At 70.4% G+C, this 15,011-nt stretch carries 16 protein-coding genes; 4 read left to right on the top strand and 12 right to left on the bottom strand.

The window, feature by feature from the left end; all coding sequences use genetic code 11:
* Window positions 1-110 precede the first annotated feature (110 nt).
* The 6 genes from Aiant_RS43220 to Aiant_RS43195 all read right to left on the bottom strand — a co-directional run bounded on the left by Aiant_RS43220 (window position 111) and on the right by Aiant_RS43195 (window position 4,363).
* Window positions 111-854, bottom strand: coding sequence for a HEAT repeat domain-containing protein (locus tag Aiant_RS43220; RefSeq protein WP_189330421.1), 744 nt, complete (start codon window positions 852-854; stop codon window positions 111-113).
* Window positions 855-1,073: 219 nt separating this feature from the next.
* Window positions 1,074-1,673 (bottom strand): hypothetical protein, encoded by a 600-nt coding sequence (locus Aiant_RS43215; protein WP_189330420.1) that lies wholly within the window; start codon window positions 1,671-1,673, stop codon window positions 1,074-1,076.
* A complete protein-coding gene (locus Aiant_RS43210) occupies window positions 1,670-1,897 on the bottom strand; it encodes a recombinase family protein (RefSeq protein WP_189330419.1) in 228 nt (75 codons plus the stop codon). Before Aiant_RS43210 ends, Aiant_RS43215 begins: the two co-directional genes overlap by 4 nt.
* A gap of 215 nt (window positions 1,898-2,112) precedes the next feature.
* Entirely contained in the window at window positions 2,113-2,682 is a 570-nt protein-coding gene (locus tag Aiant_RS43205; RefSeq protein WP_229830001.1) for a GNAT family N-acetyltransferase, read from the bottom strand.
* Entirely contained in the window at window positions 2,639-3,358 is a 720-nt protein-coding gene (locus Aiant_RS43200) for a dienelactone hydrolase family protein (protein WP_189330417.1), read from the bottom strand. The genes Aiant_RS43205 and Aiant_RS43200 overlap by 44 nt, the downstream gene beginning before the upstream one ends.
* Before the next feature lie 36 nt (window positions 3,359-3,394).
* Window positions 3,395-4,363: a tyrosine-type recombinase/integrase gene (locus tag Aiant_RS43195; protein ID WP_189330677.1), complete on the bottom strand. Its 969-nt coding sequence runs from the start codon at window positions 4,361-4,363 to the stop codon at window positions 3,395-3,397.
* 1,124 nt (window positions 4,364-5,487) lie between these two features.
* On the opposite strand from Aiant_RS43195, the gene Aiant_RS43190 reads away from it, so the two are divergent.
* Window positions 5,488-5,832, top strand: coding sequence for an Imm51 family immunity protein (locus Aiant_RS43190; RefSeq protein ID WP_189330416.1), 345 nt, complete (start codon window positions 5,488-5,490; stop codon window positions 5,830-5,832).
* A 56-nt stretch (window positions 5,833-5,888) separates the two neighbouring features.
* Here the strand turns inward: Aiant_RS43190 and Aiant_RS43185 are convergent, their stop codons facing one another.
* Window positions 5,889-6,911 (bottom strand): NAD(P)H-binding protein, encoded by a 1,023-nt coding sequence (locus tag Aiant_RS43185; RefSeq protein ID WP_189330415.1) that lies wholly within the window; start codon window positions 6,909-6,911, stop codon window positions 5,889-5,891.
* Window positions 6,912-6,981: 70 nt separating this feature from the next.
* Between Aiant_RS43185 and Aiant_RS43180 the strand changes: the two genes are divergently transcribed.
* Window positions 6,982-7,920: a helix-turn-helix domain-containing protein gene (locus Aiant_RS43180; RefSeq protein WP_189330414.1), complete on the top strand. Its 939-nt coding sequence runs from the start codon at window positions 6,982-6,984 to the stop codon at window positions 7,918-7,920.
* A 91-nt stretch (window positions 7,921-8,011) separates the two neighbouring features.
* Window positions 8,012-8,731 carry a hypothetical protein gene (locus tag Aiant_RS43175; RefSeq protein ID WP_425322651.1) on the top strand — a complete coding sequence of 240 codons (720 nt, stop codon included), beginning with the start codon at window positions 8,012-8,014 and terminating at the stop codon, window positions 8,729-8,731.
* A 64-nt stretch (window positions 8,732-8,795) separates the two neighbouring features.
* Here Aiant_RS43175 and Aiant_RS43170 read toward each other — a convergent pair whose 3' ends face one another.
* The 5 genes from Aiant_RS43170 to Aiant_RS43150 all read right to left on the bottom strand — a co-directional run bounded on the left by Aiant_RS43170 (window position 8,796) and on the right by Aiant_RS43150 (window position 14,147).
* Window positions 8,796-9,362 carry a GNAT family N-acetyltransferase gene (locus tag Aiant_RS43170; protein WP_189330413.1) on the bottom strand — a complete coding sequence of 189 codons (567 nt, stop codon included), beginning with the start codon at window positions 9,360-9,362 and terminating at the stop codon, window positions 8,796-8,798.
* Between the two features lie 25 nt (window positions 9,363-9,387).
* Window positions 9,388-10,224, bottom strand: coding sequence for an undecaprenyl-diphosphate phosphatase (locus Aiant_RS43165; protein WP_189330412.1), 837 nt, complete (start codon window positions 10,222-10,224; stop codon window positions 9,388-9,390).
* Between the two features lie 57 nt (window positions 10,225-10,281).
* Window positions 10,282-11,214 carry a tyrosine-type recombinase/integrase gene (locus Aiant_RS43160; RefSeq protein ID WP_189330411.1) on the bottom strand — a complete coding sequence of 311 codons (933 nt, stop codon included), beginning with the start codon at window positions 11,212-11,214 and terminating at the stop codon, window positions 10,282-10,284.
* 4 nt (window positions 11,215-11,218) lie between these two features.
* Window positions 11,219-12,817 carry an ABC-F family ATP-binding cassette domain-containing protein gene (locus Aiant_RS43155; protein WP_189330410.1) on the bottom strand — a complete coding sequence of 533 codons (1,599 nt, stop codon included), beginning with the start codon at window positions 12,815-12,817 and terminating at the stop codon, window positions 11,219-11,221.
* A 178-nt stretch (window positions 12,818-12,995) separates the two neighbouring features.
* Window positions 12,996-14,147, bottom strand: a complete 1,152-nt coding sequence (locus tag Aiant_RS43150; protein ID WP_212846816.1) for an aminotransferase-like domain-containing protein — start codon at window positions 14,145-14,147, stop codon at window positions 12,996-12,998.
* Between the two features lie 239 nt (window positions 14,148-14,386).
* Between Aiant_RS43150 and Aiant_RS43145 the strand changes: the two genes are divergently transcribed.
* Window positions 14,387-15,001, top strand: coding sequence for a dihydrofolate reductase family protein (locus tag Aiant_RS43145; RefSeq protein ID WP_189330408.1), 615 nt, complete (start codon window positions 14,387-14,389; stop codon window positions 14,999-15,001).
* The last annotated feature ends 10 nt before the right edge of the window (window positions 15,002-15,011 follow it).

The following is a 15,011-nucleotide window of genomic DNA, read 5'->3' as shown; positions in this document are numbered from 1 at the left end:
CGCCGGTCCAGTCATTGCCCTCGCCCAAGGTGCTGGCCGGCACGCACCGTAGCCACCCTCGACGACACACGATCTCGGGGTTGATACTCGTGCGCGGGCGTCGTGGTGGGTCAGAGCCAGTCGGCGTTGCTCAGCAGCCTGGCCCGCAACTCGCGGGCGGCCTTGCCGCGATAGGACTCCAGCACGTCGTAGAGCAGCTCGCGCACGTCCGGGTCGGGGTGGTCGACGAGGAAAGCGAGCTCTTCGGCGCCGCCCCGGCTGCGCTCGCCGAGCCCCCACAGTGCGTCACAGACGTCCTCAACCGTCGCCGCGCCGCGCAGCTGCGCCATCAGCTCCGGCTTGGTCCTCCGGGGCCTGAAGTCCTCATCCGGCAAGCGGCGACGCAGCCGGGCCACCTTGGGGGTACCGGGTTGAATGCAGGCTGGACAGGTACACGGCTGGACGCCGTGCGCGTCCGGCTTGTGCCGCCAGCCGATGCCCTGCGCCACGCTTCGGACTCGACGCACTTCGCCGGCCGAGATTGCACGGGGCACGAAGATCTCGAAGCCACGCGGATCGGCTGCCTCGCGCACTAGGGCAACGGCCCGCGCAGCCGGGCAGCGCTCTGGCTCCCGGTTGTACCGGCCGACCAGGACCGGCTCGTCGTCGGAAATGCGCAGGTCCACGGCGGCGAGCACGCCCGGGTGCCAGCGCCGCAGCTCGCGTACCCACTGATGGGTGAGCATGTAGGAGGTAAGCACCGGCATGCAGTAGACGCCCCGTTCACCGGCTCCGCCAAGACTGCGCGCGGCCACACCGGAACGGACAATCCGCCGCGCCCGGTCTTCGGGAGTGAGATGCACCAGGTTCGCCATTGCGGCGTAGCGTAGCCAAGCTCCCGCCGATCGCACCAGCGGATTCGCATCACCCCCACCGCACCACCACCTGCCCCGCAGGCAGGCGTCAGAAGGAAGATCGGTACAGCGGTTAGCGCTACAAACGATCTTGGCCCGAGGTCTGCCACGGCGGGGTAAATCGACACAGGATCGGCCCTGGCTTGCCTGACGCAGGGGTGCCCGAGTCGCTTGAGGAGTTCATGGGTGCGCGGGCGTGGATCCATGCCGAGGGCGCGGCGGCGTTGTGCGATCAAACCAGAGCGTGACTGCGGCGCGAGCGGGTGCCGCTGCCCGCACCGCGGCGGTGTCGAGGGCTTTCAGAACGTGAGCCTCCGCGGGCAATCGCTGGCGCCCGGCCGGCGTTCGGACCGGCCAGCGCCGCAGCAGAACGCTGACCTGCTGCTGCAGCGTCATCGCTGACGGGCCCTTGCGGCGAGCCGGCAGCGGCGGCGGTGGCGTCCAGGCGAGACCTGCTTGTTCGATGTGGCGCAGCATCCACGCCTGCCCGTCCGGGCCCGTCGTCTGCCAGGTCCAGCCCATCGGCCGCTGGGCCATCGCCTGCTCACGGCTGCTGGCAGGGGCTCCGAGGCGGGACGGCCGCCACGATCGGGGGCGGGCGATACCCGGCAGGTTGTGGCACAGGTCGGCCAGGAACCTGATGCGGTCCACATCCTCATCGGGGGAGCTGCCATCCGATCTGCGCCGGGCCCGGCCCGCCAGGAACCAGATCTCGGTGAATGCCCTGGCCGCCAGGAGCGCAGCTACCTCGCGATCGAGCCGGATGTCGCGGCGACTCATACCGCCGCCTCCTCGACACGCCCGTGACCGGCGCGTTCGAGGACTCGGTAGACCGCCGCAGCCAGAGCCTGGTCGAGGCCGGGTCGGGTGCGGTTGGTACCGGTGAGTCCCTCGTCGAGGCAGATCCGCTCACCGGGAACGCCGAGCGAAGCGAGGATCTCCCGTTGAGCGGTGAGATCCTGCAGGACGGTTGAACATCGGGCGTAGCCGATCAGTTCTGCCACCTATCGACCGTACCGTTCAGCACCCGGTCACCGGACAAATGCGCGGACCACCTGTCTGAGACGGCATTTCCGCAGGTCGGTTATCGCATGAAGCATCCGACGGCACACTGACCACTCAGCCGGGGGACATGCCACGGCCCCGCAGTGGCCGCCGCCGCCCGCTCACCGATCACCGCCAACTCCTCATCACCGAGACCTCCGCCGGACCCGCCCACTCAGACATCCCCCGGAATCAAGCTGTACACCGCCAGATCACCCCGGCCCGACCGCGTCCACGACGCATTACGCAACACACCCTCGAACCGGAAACCCGCCCGCTGCGCCACCCGCAACGACGCCACATTCCGCGTGTCCGCATGCAACGTCACCCGCAACATCCCCTGCGCCAACGCCCACCGGCCCACCACACCCGCCGCCTCCACCGCAAAACCATTACCCCGCGCCCACACCGCCGTCCAGTAATGAATCTCCGTCGTCATCGCCGACCAATCCGTACTGAACAACCCCACATGACACGCCAACCGGCCATGCTCCCGCGACACCCCGGCCCACCCGTCCACACCCCGCGCACACCACTCCCGCGCCAGCTCAAGACTGGCACCGGCGTACCGGAAACCGACCGGGGCGAACCGCAGAAAATCCCGATCGTTCCAGACGGCCTGCACCCCCGCCGCATCCCCGGCCTCAAACGGCCGCAACCGCAACCGCGAAGACTCCAACGGCACCCACGAGAACACGACCTCAACGACCCCGGAAGAACGACACAGCCTCCGCGAACGCCGCATCCGTCAACACCGGATCGTGCCGCGCCCCCACATCACGCATGAACGCATGCTCACCACCCTGGAAAACATGCAACTCCACGTCCTCCAGCCCCGCCGCATACAACGCACCCAGCGTCTGCAACCGCGCCTGCGCCGGCACATGCGGATCCGACGACCCGAACACCAGCATCAACCGGCCCCGAATCTCCCCGGCCCGCGCCAGCGAATCAGCGACATCCGCACCCAGCGCACCATTGTGCAAACCCGTCGGATAAAAACACACCGCCGCCGACACCCGCGCGTCCAACGCCGCCCGAAACGCCAGATGCCCCCCGATACAAAACCCGGTCACCAGCAACGACGACACATCCGCACGCCGCTGAAGATAATCCAGAACAGCCACCCGATCCGCATCGAACTGCGCCGCCGACATCGACGCCGCCCCCGCCAGACCCCGCGCCTTACCGGCATCGTCGAACTCCAGCGCCACCCCGGCCAACTCACCACGCGGATAAATCTCCGGCACACACACCACGAAACCCGCCGACGCCAGCCGCCGCGCCGACCGCAACGTCGACTCCGTCAGCTGAAAAATGTCCGAGTACAACAACACCCCGGCGAACACCCCGCCACCCGCCGGAGCCATCACCACCGCCCGGATGTCACCGATCCGGACCTCATCCTCCACCAGCTTCATGCCGCTCAACCTAACGCGGGGGAGCGGCACCCCGAATCAGCCCAGCTCCCGCAACACCCGGTTGGTGCGATTCGACTGGATCGCCGCCCGCTGCTGCTCCGCCGTCACCTCGATGTAATTCTGCGACGTCGCCAGCGACGCATGCCCCAACAGCCGCATGATCTCCGACGCATTCGCGCCGTCCTCCGCCAACCGCGTCGCAAACGTATGCCGCAACGCATGCAACTGCGCACCCCGCGGCACCCGATCACCGATCCCGGCCCGCCGGAAACACGACCGCACCAAATACTGCAAACCGCCACGCTGCAACGGCGCACCATGCCGATCCACCAGCAACGGATCCGCCTTACCGACCCGGCCGAACCGCACCCGCCGGCTCGCCACATAACGCTCCACCGCGGCATCCAAGCCACCGTCGATCGGCACCACCCGCGGCCGCCCACCCTTACCGGCAACCTCAACCCGCCGCTCACCGTCACGACCCGACACCGAACCGACCCGCAGACCCAGCAACTCCGACAGCCGCAAACCCGCACACAACGCCAACGCCAGCACCAGCACGTCCCGCTCCGGCCACGGATCCCGCTGCCGCTCATCCGCCTGCGACACCACCCGCAACAACTGCTCCGGCGTGTCCTCACCCCGCAACGGCTTGGGGGAGTGCGCCACCATCCGCGGCTTGTCCACCGCCGACATCGGATTCCCCGCGACAACACCCTCCGTCACCAGAAACGTGAAGAACGCATTCCACGACGACCACGCCCGCGCCACCGACGCCGGCGCCCGATCCGCCGCGAACCGCGCGAACGCCGCCCGCAACACGCGAGGGGAGAGGCCGGCAGGGGAGAGCGGCGCGGGCACGGCCTGCTGCAACACCAGGGTCAGATCACGCTGGTACGCCGCGAGGGTGTGCGCCGACGGCTTGCGGGTGGCCCGCGCTGCCAGGAACTCCTCGACGAGCTCGGCCAGCGGGGAAGCAGGCTCAGCGGCTGATTCGTGCTGCATAAGAGATATTATGCATGATATATCCGCATTCGTGCCTGGATGGACCTTAGCATGCCGCACAAGATGTTGAGTACCTTTCACCCGAATAAGGGCGCCGGCTGGGACCCTCCGGACCGAAGCGGGGAGGGCTTCCCGATCAACCCCTTAAGCACTAACAGACCGCTTCACCGCGCAGGGCAGCGGCCGGCTTGCGCTCAGAGCAGTTTTCGGTACGCCGTGAGCACCCCGGGGCAACGGCAAGCTTCAGGCGCGCCAGAACGGACGAAGCCGGCCTGCACGACGGGGCACACGTCCACGACGGGTTCGAACCGGGCACCGACCGGAGCCGCTCCAGCGGGCCCTCCACGAACGGCTTGTCGCGCGCGAAAGTCGGTTGTCCCGCATCTGAGCGCCCATCCGCGATCTTGCGCCTGTCCGGCTCGAACGGTTGTGCGAGCATCGCGGATTCGGTTGGTTGCGCGGCAGCCCTGCTGTGGGCGCCCGGCAGGAGATCTACCGACCGGAGCCGAGCCTCCCGGCGAGCTTGAGGGTGCGCGCACGGGACGCGGCGTGCGCGTGGGGTGGAGGATGCGGTTTCGGGGACCCCTCTCCGCGCTTTGGTTGACATAATGTAAATTATCGACCTGACATTTCAGGGCGGAGCCGGCCTGATAACAGGCCACGATCAGGCGCGCAGATCGGTGCCAGGCGGTGGGCCTGGCGGCAGGCGGCAAGCGCACGCCCGGCACGATGCGGCGCAGATCGCCGACGTGACGTGCCGAGGTCGCGTGCTGCCGCGTCGATCCGGTAGGCAGTTGTCCGTCCCGCATGCCGCACAACAGTTCGAACCGATCAGACCCTGACGGCGCCGCCGCGTAGCAAACCGGCCAGCTGCCACTGAGCGGCCACTTCCCCACCGAGCACGCGGTGGACCCGGCCGCGCGAACCGTGGATAGCCTGTTTCAGCAGGTCAGCGACTTGCGCAGCGGTTACCCGGAGCTTGCTCAGTTGCTGTTTTAGCAGGTCAGAGGCTTGCGGGCCGGAAGGCAGGCCCGCGCACGCGGCCGTCCCGGGCTTCTCGGTGGCTGTTTGGGCTGGTCTGGCGCTTGCGTACGGCCGGTGGGGTGAGGTCCTACGATGCGCCGGTGACTGGTGATGATCTTTCGTTGGCGCCGTTTCGCCTGGCGGACGGCGATGGCGGTGAGCAGGTGTTGTCCCTGTTCGACGGTGACATGGAGGAGGTTGAGGACGTCTTCGACGAGGCCGGCGCGGAGAGCAATGGTCATGGCTGGGAGGCGCTGGCCTGGTGGCTGACGCATACCGAGATGCCGGATCTCGCCGAGGTGATCTGGTTCGGTTCCGAGGGTGGCACGTTCGTGGCGGGTAGTGCCGATCGTGCGGCGCTGCGCCGGTTGGCGGAGCGCCTGCACGCCGCTTTTCATGATCGGTCGCTGCTGGCGGGGCTCGTCGCCGCGGCCGGGCTCGACTGACGGTCCGGCTCTGAGCCGGTTTGCGCCGGGCGGTGCGGGTGGGTCGGTGGGTGGGGTCACGGGGCGTCCGGGCGTACGGAAAGCGTGTTTTGATCTTGTGTTTGCCGTTCAGGGTGGTGGTGGACGGTCAGGTGCGGGGTCAGGGCGGTGAGGAAGTCGGGGGCGTCGAAGGCGGTGGCGGCGGAGGCTACGCCGCGGGTGTGGTGGGTGCGGCCGGTGAGGAGGCGCTCGGCGGCTTCGACGGCCAGTGGGGCGGTGACGGCGTAGATGTCGTGGCCGGTGGCGGTGATGCGGTGTTCGGTGGTGCCGGTGCGGATGCGGACGTCGACGGTGAAGGTTTCCGGGGTGCGGGGGCCGGCGTTGGCGAGGTCGGTGGCGGCGCTGGTGGTCATGTAGGTGGTGATGGTGGGTACGTGGAGGTGGGTGGGGATGGTGACGACGTCGGCCATGGTGAATTCGGCGAGGACTTTCTGGGGGCCCAGGGGTGCCGGGAAGGTCCAGTCGACGATGGGCAGGGCGTCGTCGTGGTGGCGCAGGCTGCCGGCGGTGTAGCGCAGGCGGCGGCCGCCGCGGCGCTGGGCGGAGACGGTGCCGGCGGCGAGGGTTCCCGGGGTGGGATGCCAGCTGGTGAGGCCGTAGGCGATTTGGATCTCGTCGGCGGTGGTGGCGCCGTCGAGGGCGGTGGTGGCGAGCAGGTCGCCGAGGCCGCCGAAGAAGGCCATGGCCGGGATGATCGGGGTGGGGCTGTCGGCGTATCGGGTGAAGGTGTCGAGGTTGGCTTCGATCTCGGCGGCGACGTCGAGGTAGGGGATGCCGGCGCGCTGGGCGGCTTCGATGAGGGGGCCGGCGGTGGTGGCGAAGGGGCCGGCGGTGTTGATGACGGCGGCGGCGTCGTGCAGGGCGCGGTCGAGGGCGGCGGGGTCGTCGGTGTTGGCTTGCCGGGGGTGCTCCCCCAGGGTTTGGAGTTGTGCCAGGTCGCGGCCGAGGAGCAGGGGTGTGTGGCCGCGGCGGCGGAGTTCGGTGGTGACGTGCCGGCCGGTGTGTCCGGTGGCGCCGTAGACGGCGATGTTCTCGGTCATGGGGTGATCGTGTCGTGGCGGGGGCGGCCGGGACAGTGTCGGGAACGACGTGGACCATACAATTTCCGACATGGGGTCGGTTGCGGTCGCTGCCACGGACGGGATGTTGCATTTCGAGCTGGCGCTGGCTTGTGAGGTGTTCGGTTCGCGGCCGGACGGGGTGTCGGTGCCCTGGTATGACGTGCGGGTGTGTGGCGGGTCGCCGGTGCGGCTGGGCCGGTTCGTGGTGGAGCCGGACTGTGGTCTCGGCGGCCTGGTGGGTGCCGGGACGGTGATCGTGCCGGGGGTGGCGGATGTGGACGCTGCTCCCCCGGCGGATCTGGTGGCGGCGGTGCGGGCGGCGCATGCGGCGGGGGCGCGGGTGGTGTCGTTGTGCACGGGCGCGTTCGTGCTGGCGGCGGCGGGTTTGCTGGACGGGTTGTCGGCGACGACGCATTGGGCGCACACGGGGCAGTTGGCGGCGCGGTTTCCGCGGGTGCGGGTGGATCCGGATGTGTTGTATGTCGACAACGGGCGGGTGCTGACGTCGGCGGGCAAGGCGGCGGCGATGGATCTGTGTCTGCACCTGGTCCGTCTTGATCATGGTCCGGCGGTCGCGAATGTGGTGGCGCGGCGTCTGGTGGTGCCGCCGCATCGCGATGGGGGGCAGGCGCAGTTCGTGATGACGCCGGTGCCGCAGCGGGCGGATCATCCGTTGTCGCCGTTGCTGGCGTGGGTGATGGGCCGGTTGGACGAGCCGTTGACGGTGGAGGATCTGGCGCGGCGGGCGAATCTGAGTTCGCGGCAGCTGGCCCGGCAGTTTCAGGCGGTGACCGGGACGACGCCGTTGCAGTGGTTGCTGGCGCAGCGGATCCGGCGGGCGCAGGAGTTGCTGGAGTCGAGTGACGACAGTGTGGAGGTGATCGCGGTGGCGGCCGGGATGGGGACGGCGACGACGTTGCGGCGGCATTTCCAGCGGACGGTGGGGGTGGCGCCGGATGCGTATCGGCGTACGTTCCGGGCCGGATGATCGTCGGTTCGGGTGGGCGGGGCGTGCGGTTGTTGTCGGTGGGTGCTGATAGAAAGGGGCCCTCTGATACAGGCGTACGAAGGTGGGGACGATGGTGGTGGCGGGTGTGGAGGCCCGTGGGTTGACCACGGAGGAGTTGGACGGGATCCGGGAGGCGGTGGCGGCGGGGCGTAAGCCGCGGGTGCAGTTCACCGAGTCGGCGGGGCAGATCGCGGGGCAGGTCGGGCAGGTGGTGGCGCTGGAGGATCCGGCGGTGTCCGAGGAGTGGGTGGTGGTCCGGTTCGGGCGTGACGAGTTGCCCTTCTCCCCCGGTGATCTGCGGGTCGCGCCGCGCGGGGCGGCCGCGCCGAAAAAGGTGGTGGCGCCCGAGCCGGAGCCGGAGCCGGTGTTGTCCGGGCCGGAGTTCCTGATCGACAAGCCGGTGGCGGCGAAACCGGCGCCGGTTCAGCGGAAGAGTGAGGACGAGCACGTGCAGGATGCGACTGCCCCGGCGCCGCGCAAGGCGGCCCGGCCGGTGAAGGCGAAGCCCGGTCCGTCGTTGACGGTGACGCTGGCCTACGGCGAGGGCGAGTGGACGGTCGGTGCCACTCAGGGGGCGAAGGCGCTGGCGAAGCCTTATGTGATCCGGCCGGCGGAGGCGTTGAAGATGGTGCAGCTGATCGACGTGCCGGGGGTGCAGGAGGCGGTGGAGCAGATCCTGTCGGCGGAGCGGGCGGAGGCGGAGCAGCAGGCGCAGCGGTTGCGGGCGGAGCTGGCCGAGATCGAGGCGCGGCTGGCGGAGCTGGGTGAGGCGGGGGCGCCGGCGTCGTGATCGGTGGGTCAGCTGGGTGCCGGCACCCAGCTGACCCGTGGGTGGTGGTGCCGTGGTCGCGGCGTCATCGAGCTTGCTCGGCCGGCGGGTGCCAGTCGCGCTGGAGCAGCCCGTACACCCAGGAGTTCGACACCTCGCCGTTCACGATGCAGTCTTCCCGCAGCGTTCCTTCGCGGACGAATCCGAGTTTTTCCAGCACGCGGGCGGAGGCGAGGTTGCGGGTGTCGGTCTCCGCCTGGACCCGGTTCAGGTTCAGTGTCGCGAAGGCCCAGTGCAGGACGGCGCGCGCGGTTTCGGTGGCGTAGCCGTGTCCCCATGCCGCGTCGTCGAAGCAGTAGCCCAGTGCTGCGCTGCGGTGGTCCGGATTCCACCGGGTCAGGCTGCACCAGCCGAGGAATGCCCCGTCGGAGAGGCGATCCACGGCCAGTCGTGCTCCGGTGCCGTCCTCTGCCATCCGGTGGCAGGCCGCGAGGAACCGGTCGGCGCGGGTGCGGTCGGTCCAGGCCGGTGCGTCCCAGTAGCGCAGGACGTGGGCGTTGCTGTGCAGGGCGAACAGGGCGCCGGTGTCCGCGTCGTGGAAGGGGCGCAGGCGCAGCCGGGCGGTGTGCAGTGTCGGGGTGGGCAGCGTCATGGCGTCGTCCTGGTCACCGGCGGGGTTACTGGGCGGCGATGGTGCCGGTGGACAGCAGCAGGATGAGCAGGGATCCCAGGGCGATGCGGTAGAAGATGAAGATGCTGTAGGAATGTTTGGCGACGTATTTGAGCAGCCAGTTCACCGCGAAGTAGGCGACGACGAAGCTGACGGCGGTGGCGACGATGGTGTTGAGCCAGCCGACCCCGCCGGAGATGTTGTCGTATTCCTCGACGCCTTGCAGGATCGAGGCGCCGGTCAGGGCCGGGACGGACAGGAAGAACGAGAGTTTGGTGACGGTGACCCGGTCGAAGTCGCGCAGCAGGCCGGCGGACATGGTGGAGCCGGAGCGGGAGACGCCGGGGATCACGGCGAGGCACTGGACGATGCCGATGATCAGCGAGTCCTTCCAGGTGATGTCCTCCTCGTGCCGGACCTGGGTGGCGGCGTGGTCGGCGAAGGCCATCACCCCCGACCAGAGGATCAGGGCGATCGCGACGAACCAGAGGCTGCGCAGGGTGGTCTCGATGGCGTCCTTGAAGGTGAGCCCGGCGATGACGATCGGGATCGAGCCGAGGATGACCGCGACGGCGAACCGGAAGTCCTGGGTGGTGCGGGCTTCTGCGCTGGTCAGGCCTTTGAAGAAGGCCGGGACGATGCGCAGGATGTCTTTCATCAGGAAGATGATGGTGGCCAGGACCGCACCGGACTGGATGATCACCGTGAAGGCGGTGATGTCCGGGTCGTCGAGGCCGAATCCCATCAGTTTTTCCATGATGGTCAGGTGTCCGGTGCTGGAGACCGGGAGGAACTCGGTGATGCCCTCCACGGCACCGAGCAGAATTGCCTGGAAGATGTTCAAACCCTTGTCCCGCCCTTTGTAGCTGTGCCTGACCGGGTCCGAGCATAGGGGGACGGATCAGGCGGACCGACGGCGGTCCCGGGCCGCGGCGATCGTGTACGCGGGGTCACGGTCCAGGTTGTGCCGGTCACGGTCGTAGCGGCGGGTGGTGCGCGGGTCGGCGTGTCCCATGGCGTCCTGGACGTCTTCGAGGGGGACGCCTTCGGCGCGGGCGGTGGTGGCGAACGCGTGGCGCAGCGAGTGGGGTGACAGTTTCTCGGCGCCGGGGATGCCGGCGTGCTGGGCGAGGCGGCGGACCAGGCGGAACACGGCGTGCCGGTCGATGCGGGCGCCGGTGGCGGTGGTGAACAGCGGCCCGTCGTGGGCGCCGCGTACCCGCAGGTAGTCGTCGAGGGTGGCGGCGGCGGCCGGGGTGAGGACCCGGCGGCGGGGGCGGCCGCCCTTGCCGGTGAACCGGACGGTGCGGTGCCCGCGTTCCCAGCCGATGTCGCTCAGGTCGAGGCCGACCAGCTCCCCCACGCGCAGGCCGAGGTCGGCGAGCAGGGTGAGCACGGCGCGGTGCCGGACGGCGGCGGGGCCGTCCTGCCGGTCGGCGGCGGCCAGGATCGCGTCGACCTCGCCGGGGGTCAGGCCGACGGTGGCGGAGTGGTCGCGGTCGACGTAGGGCCGGTCGGCGCCGCCGACCGGGTTGGCCGGGCAGGCGCCGAGTTTGACCAGGAACGCGTACCAGGAGGACAGGCCGGACAGTTTGCGGGCCACGGTCGCGGCGGCCATCGGGCGGGCTTCCAGGCCGCGGGCGTACGCGTTGACGTCCAGGAACGACGCGGCGAGGGGGTCGAGTCCCCGTGCGGTGCACCAGTCGAGCCAGGAGGTGACGTCGCGCCGGTACGCGTCGCGGGTGTGCTCGGACAGCCGCCGGTTGGCCAGCCACGCCTCGGTGAACTGGGTGGCCGACGCGGTGACGTGGGGCAGCAGCGACATGCCTGTCATGCTCTCAGCTTTCGATCACCGTGCCGTCCGCGACATGCCAGTGCCGGGTGGGCCCGACGGCGTCGGCGAAGTACCGGTCGTGCGAGACGATCAGCAGGGTGCCCCGGTAGCGGCGCAGTGCCTCCTCGACGACGTCGAGGGCGGCGAAGTCGAGGAAGTTGGTCGGCTCGTCGAGCAGCAGCACCCGGGCCGGGCTGTTGACCAGGACAGCGAGCAGCAGCCGGCGCAGTTCCCCGGCGGACAGGTCGCGCAGCCGGGTGGTCCACTGCTCGGGGTCGAACTGGTGACCGGTGAGCAGGCGTTCGGCGTCGTCGGCGTAGACCGGCACCTGGGAGCGGAAGTAGTCGAGGACGGTGATGTCGGTGCGCAGGTGGTCGGTGGTCTGCGGGAGGACGGCGACCTCGGGGTGGGTGCCGGCGATCGCGTGCAGCAGGGTGGTCTTGCCGGCGCCGTTGCGGCCGGTGATGACGATCCGGTCGCCGCGGGTGACGTCCAGGTCGACGTGGTCGAGCAGGGTCCGGCCGGGGTGGGTGACGGTCAGGTCGCGGACCTTGAGCACGATCTCGCCGGGGTCGCCGTCGTCGTCGGGGAAGGCCAGGGTCAGGGGTGGGCGGCGGCGGGGTTCGGCGATCCAGCGGACGGAGGCCATCTGGCGGCGCAGCCGGCGTTCGCGGACCTTGGCCTTGCGGGCCACGAGGCGGGCGACGCGGCGCAGGTGGGGTGCCTCGGCGCCGGAGCGGACGGTGTTCTCCACGCCGCGGGCGTACCCCTTGGTCTTCTCGATGTCGGCTTCCCAGCGGGCCCGGTCCTTCTCCTGGGCCTCGTAGTCGAGCAGCAGCCGCTGCCAGCGGCGTTGTTTCTCGTCGCGGTAGGCGGTGTAGCCGCCGCCGGGATAGTCCTGTGGCTGCTCGTCGATCCCGTCGAGTTCGATGATGCGGGTGACGACCGCGTCGAGGAAGGCCCGGTCGTGGCTGACGGTCAGCACCCCGCCGGGGAACTCGTGCAGCCAGTCGCGCAGCCAGGCGGCGCCGTCGGCGTCGAGGTGGTTGGTGGGTTCGTCGAGCAGCAGCAGGTCGGGGCTGCTCAGCAGGGCGCGGGCGAGCATCAGCCGGGCCTGTTCGCCGCCGGAGATCCGGGCCAGGGGCAGGGTGTCGTCGAGGTGGTCGATGTCGAGGCGCTGGCGGATCTCGGTGAGCCGGGTCTCGGCGGTCCAGCCTTCCAGGGCGGTCCAGCGTTCCTGGGCGGTGGCGTAGGCGTCGAGCACGTCGTCGCCGGCGGCGAGCCGGGTCTCCAGCTCGCGCATGGCCGCGGTGGCCTCGGCGAGTTCGCCGAGGCCACCGGCCAGGAAGGCGCCGACGGTGCCGTGCGGGTCGCTGACCTGCTGGGTGACGTAGGCGATCGTGGTGCCCGGGGCGCGCACGACGGCGCCGTGGGTGGGTGCGAGTTCGCCGGCGAGCACGCGCAGCAGGGTGGTCTTGCCGGCGCCGTTGGGGCCGACGATCCCGATCCGGTCGCCGTCGCGCACGACGAGGTCGAGGCCGGCGAAGAGCAGGTCGCCGTCGTGGGCGCGGGCGAGCGAGGTGGCTTTGAGGTGTGCGGGCATGGGCGAGCCTTCCGAGCAGCGGGTCCGACGGATGTCACGGGTGTCGGGGTTGCTCTCACATCGGCTGCTCGTGCTCCTCGCGCTCGGGGAAGGCCGGCTCGGGCCCGGGTCCGCGGCTCACTCTGCCCCGCGGTCCGCTCGCCCGCAACCGGATTCTTTTTCGGTACGCCCGCGGCGTTCAGCCCGCGGTCAGGGCTTTGCCGAGGCGCCGCATGCCCTCGCGGATGACGGCCGGCGTGGCGGCGGTGAACGACAGCCGCAGCGTGGCCGGGTCCGGGTCGGCGGCGTAGAACGGGGCGCCCGGCACGAACGCCACGTCGTGCTCGAGTGCCACCGGCAGCAGCTGTGCCGTGTCGGCGCCGCCGGGCAGCCGGACCCAGACGAACATGCCGCCGTCCGGGTCGGTCCACGTCGCACCGTCCGGCATGATCTCCGGCAGGGCGGCGAGCATGGTGTCGCGGCGTTCGCGGTAGGCGTCGCGCAGCCGGTCGATGTGCGCGTCCAGGTCGGTGGCGTCGAGGTAGGCGGCCGCGGCGGCCTGGTCGATGGTGGAGGTGTGCAGGTCGGCGGCCTGTTTGGCGACGATCAGCGCGGCGCGCAGCGGGGCGGGGGCGCGCAGCCAGCCCAGCCGCAGCCCGGGTGCGCCGATCTTGGAGAGGCTGCCGAGGTGGATGACCCGGTCGCCGGCGGCGGCCATCGGGGTCAGGTGCTCGCCGCGGTAGCGCAGCTCGCCGTACGGGTCGTCCTCGACGATCCAGACACCGTGGCGCTGGGCGAGGGCGACGATCGCGGCCCGGCGGTGCGCGTCGAGGGTGCGGCCGGTCGGGTTGGCGAACGTCGGCACCAGGTACAGCAGGGTGGGTCGTTCGCGGGTGAAGACGCGGGCGAGGGTGTCCGGGTCGTCGGGGGTGACCGGGACGATGCGGGCGCCGGCCATGCCGAAGCACTGCAACGCGGCCAGGTAGGTGGGCTGGTCGACGGCGACGACCGCGCCGGGGTCGAGCAGGGCGGCCGCGACCAGGGTGAGGGCCTGCTGCGACCCGGTCGTGATCAGCAGCTGGTCGGCGGCGGTGGGCAGGCCGCGGGCGGTCATCCGGGCGGCGGCCGCGGCCCGCAGCCGCGGGTCGCCCTCGGTGGGCGCGTACTGCAGGTGGCGGCGGGCGTGCGGGCCGGACAGCGCGGTGTCGAACGCGGTCCGCCAGTTGGCGAGGTCGAACAGTTCCGGGGCCGGCAGGCCGCCGGCGAACGAGATGACGTCGGGGCGGTCGATCAGGGCGAGCAGGTCGCGCACGGGTGAGCTGACCACGGCGGCGAGGCGCTGGCTGGGCATGACGGCAGGTCCGTTTCCGGTGGGGTGTGCGTGGTGCCCACGGTGTCCGGACGGTCGTGCCATCGTCGCGTGCGGCAGGAAGGGCCCTGGTCGGGGCGCACGGCCAGCCTAACGCCGGTTAAGCCGGCGATTGGACCCGGAATTGGTTTGCCCTGCAATCCAACTCGGCGGGGCCGCGTCCGGCGGCGGAGTTTGACAAGCTTCGGTGGTCGGCACCTGACAGGAGAGGACCCACGGCGATGGCGAAGCTCATCTCGACCCTGTTCATCTCGGCGGACGGGGTGGCCGAGATCGACCCGGACTGGCACTTCCCGTACTTCGACGAGAACATGGGCCGGGCGGTCAGTGAGGACTACGAGGCCGCCGACGTGCTGCTGATCGGCCGTGACACCTATGACAGCTTCGCCGGGGCGTGGCCGCAGCGGGAGGCCGCCGGCGGCCAGGACGCGCCGTTCGCCAAGCAGCTCGGCGACATGCGCAAGGTGGTGGTGTCGCGGCAGCAGCCGGCGTTCACCTGGCGCAACTCGGAACTGCTGGACGGGGATCTGGTGGCCGGGGTGGCGGCGCTCAAGGACAGCGACGGTGTCGGCGGCATCCTGATCCCGGGGTCGATCTCGGTGGTGCAGCAGCTTCTCGCCGCCGGGCTGATCGACGAGCTGCGGCTGCTGGTGCACCCGGTCGCGGCGCGCAAGGGCCGGCGGCTGTTCGACGACGGCGCGCAGCCGTACCACCTGAAGGTGGCGCTGACCGAGGTGTACCCGACCGGTGTCATCCGGGTGATCTACACGCCGTCAGCGGCGCCGGGCGCGGCCGGCTACGACGACGCCAAGGGGCAGGTGCACGCGGCGGGCTGACCGGGTCCGT

Source organism: Actinoplanes ianthinogenes, assembly GCF_018324205.1.
In the GTDB taxonomy this organism is placed as follows: Bacteria; Actinomycetota; Actinomycetes; order Mycobacteriales; family Micromonosporaceae; genus Actinoplanes; species Actinoplanes ianthinogenes.
This window is presented reverse-complemented; position numbering and strand designations above follow the sequence as displayed.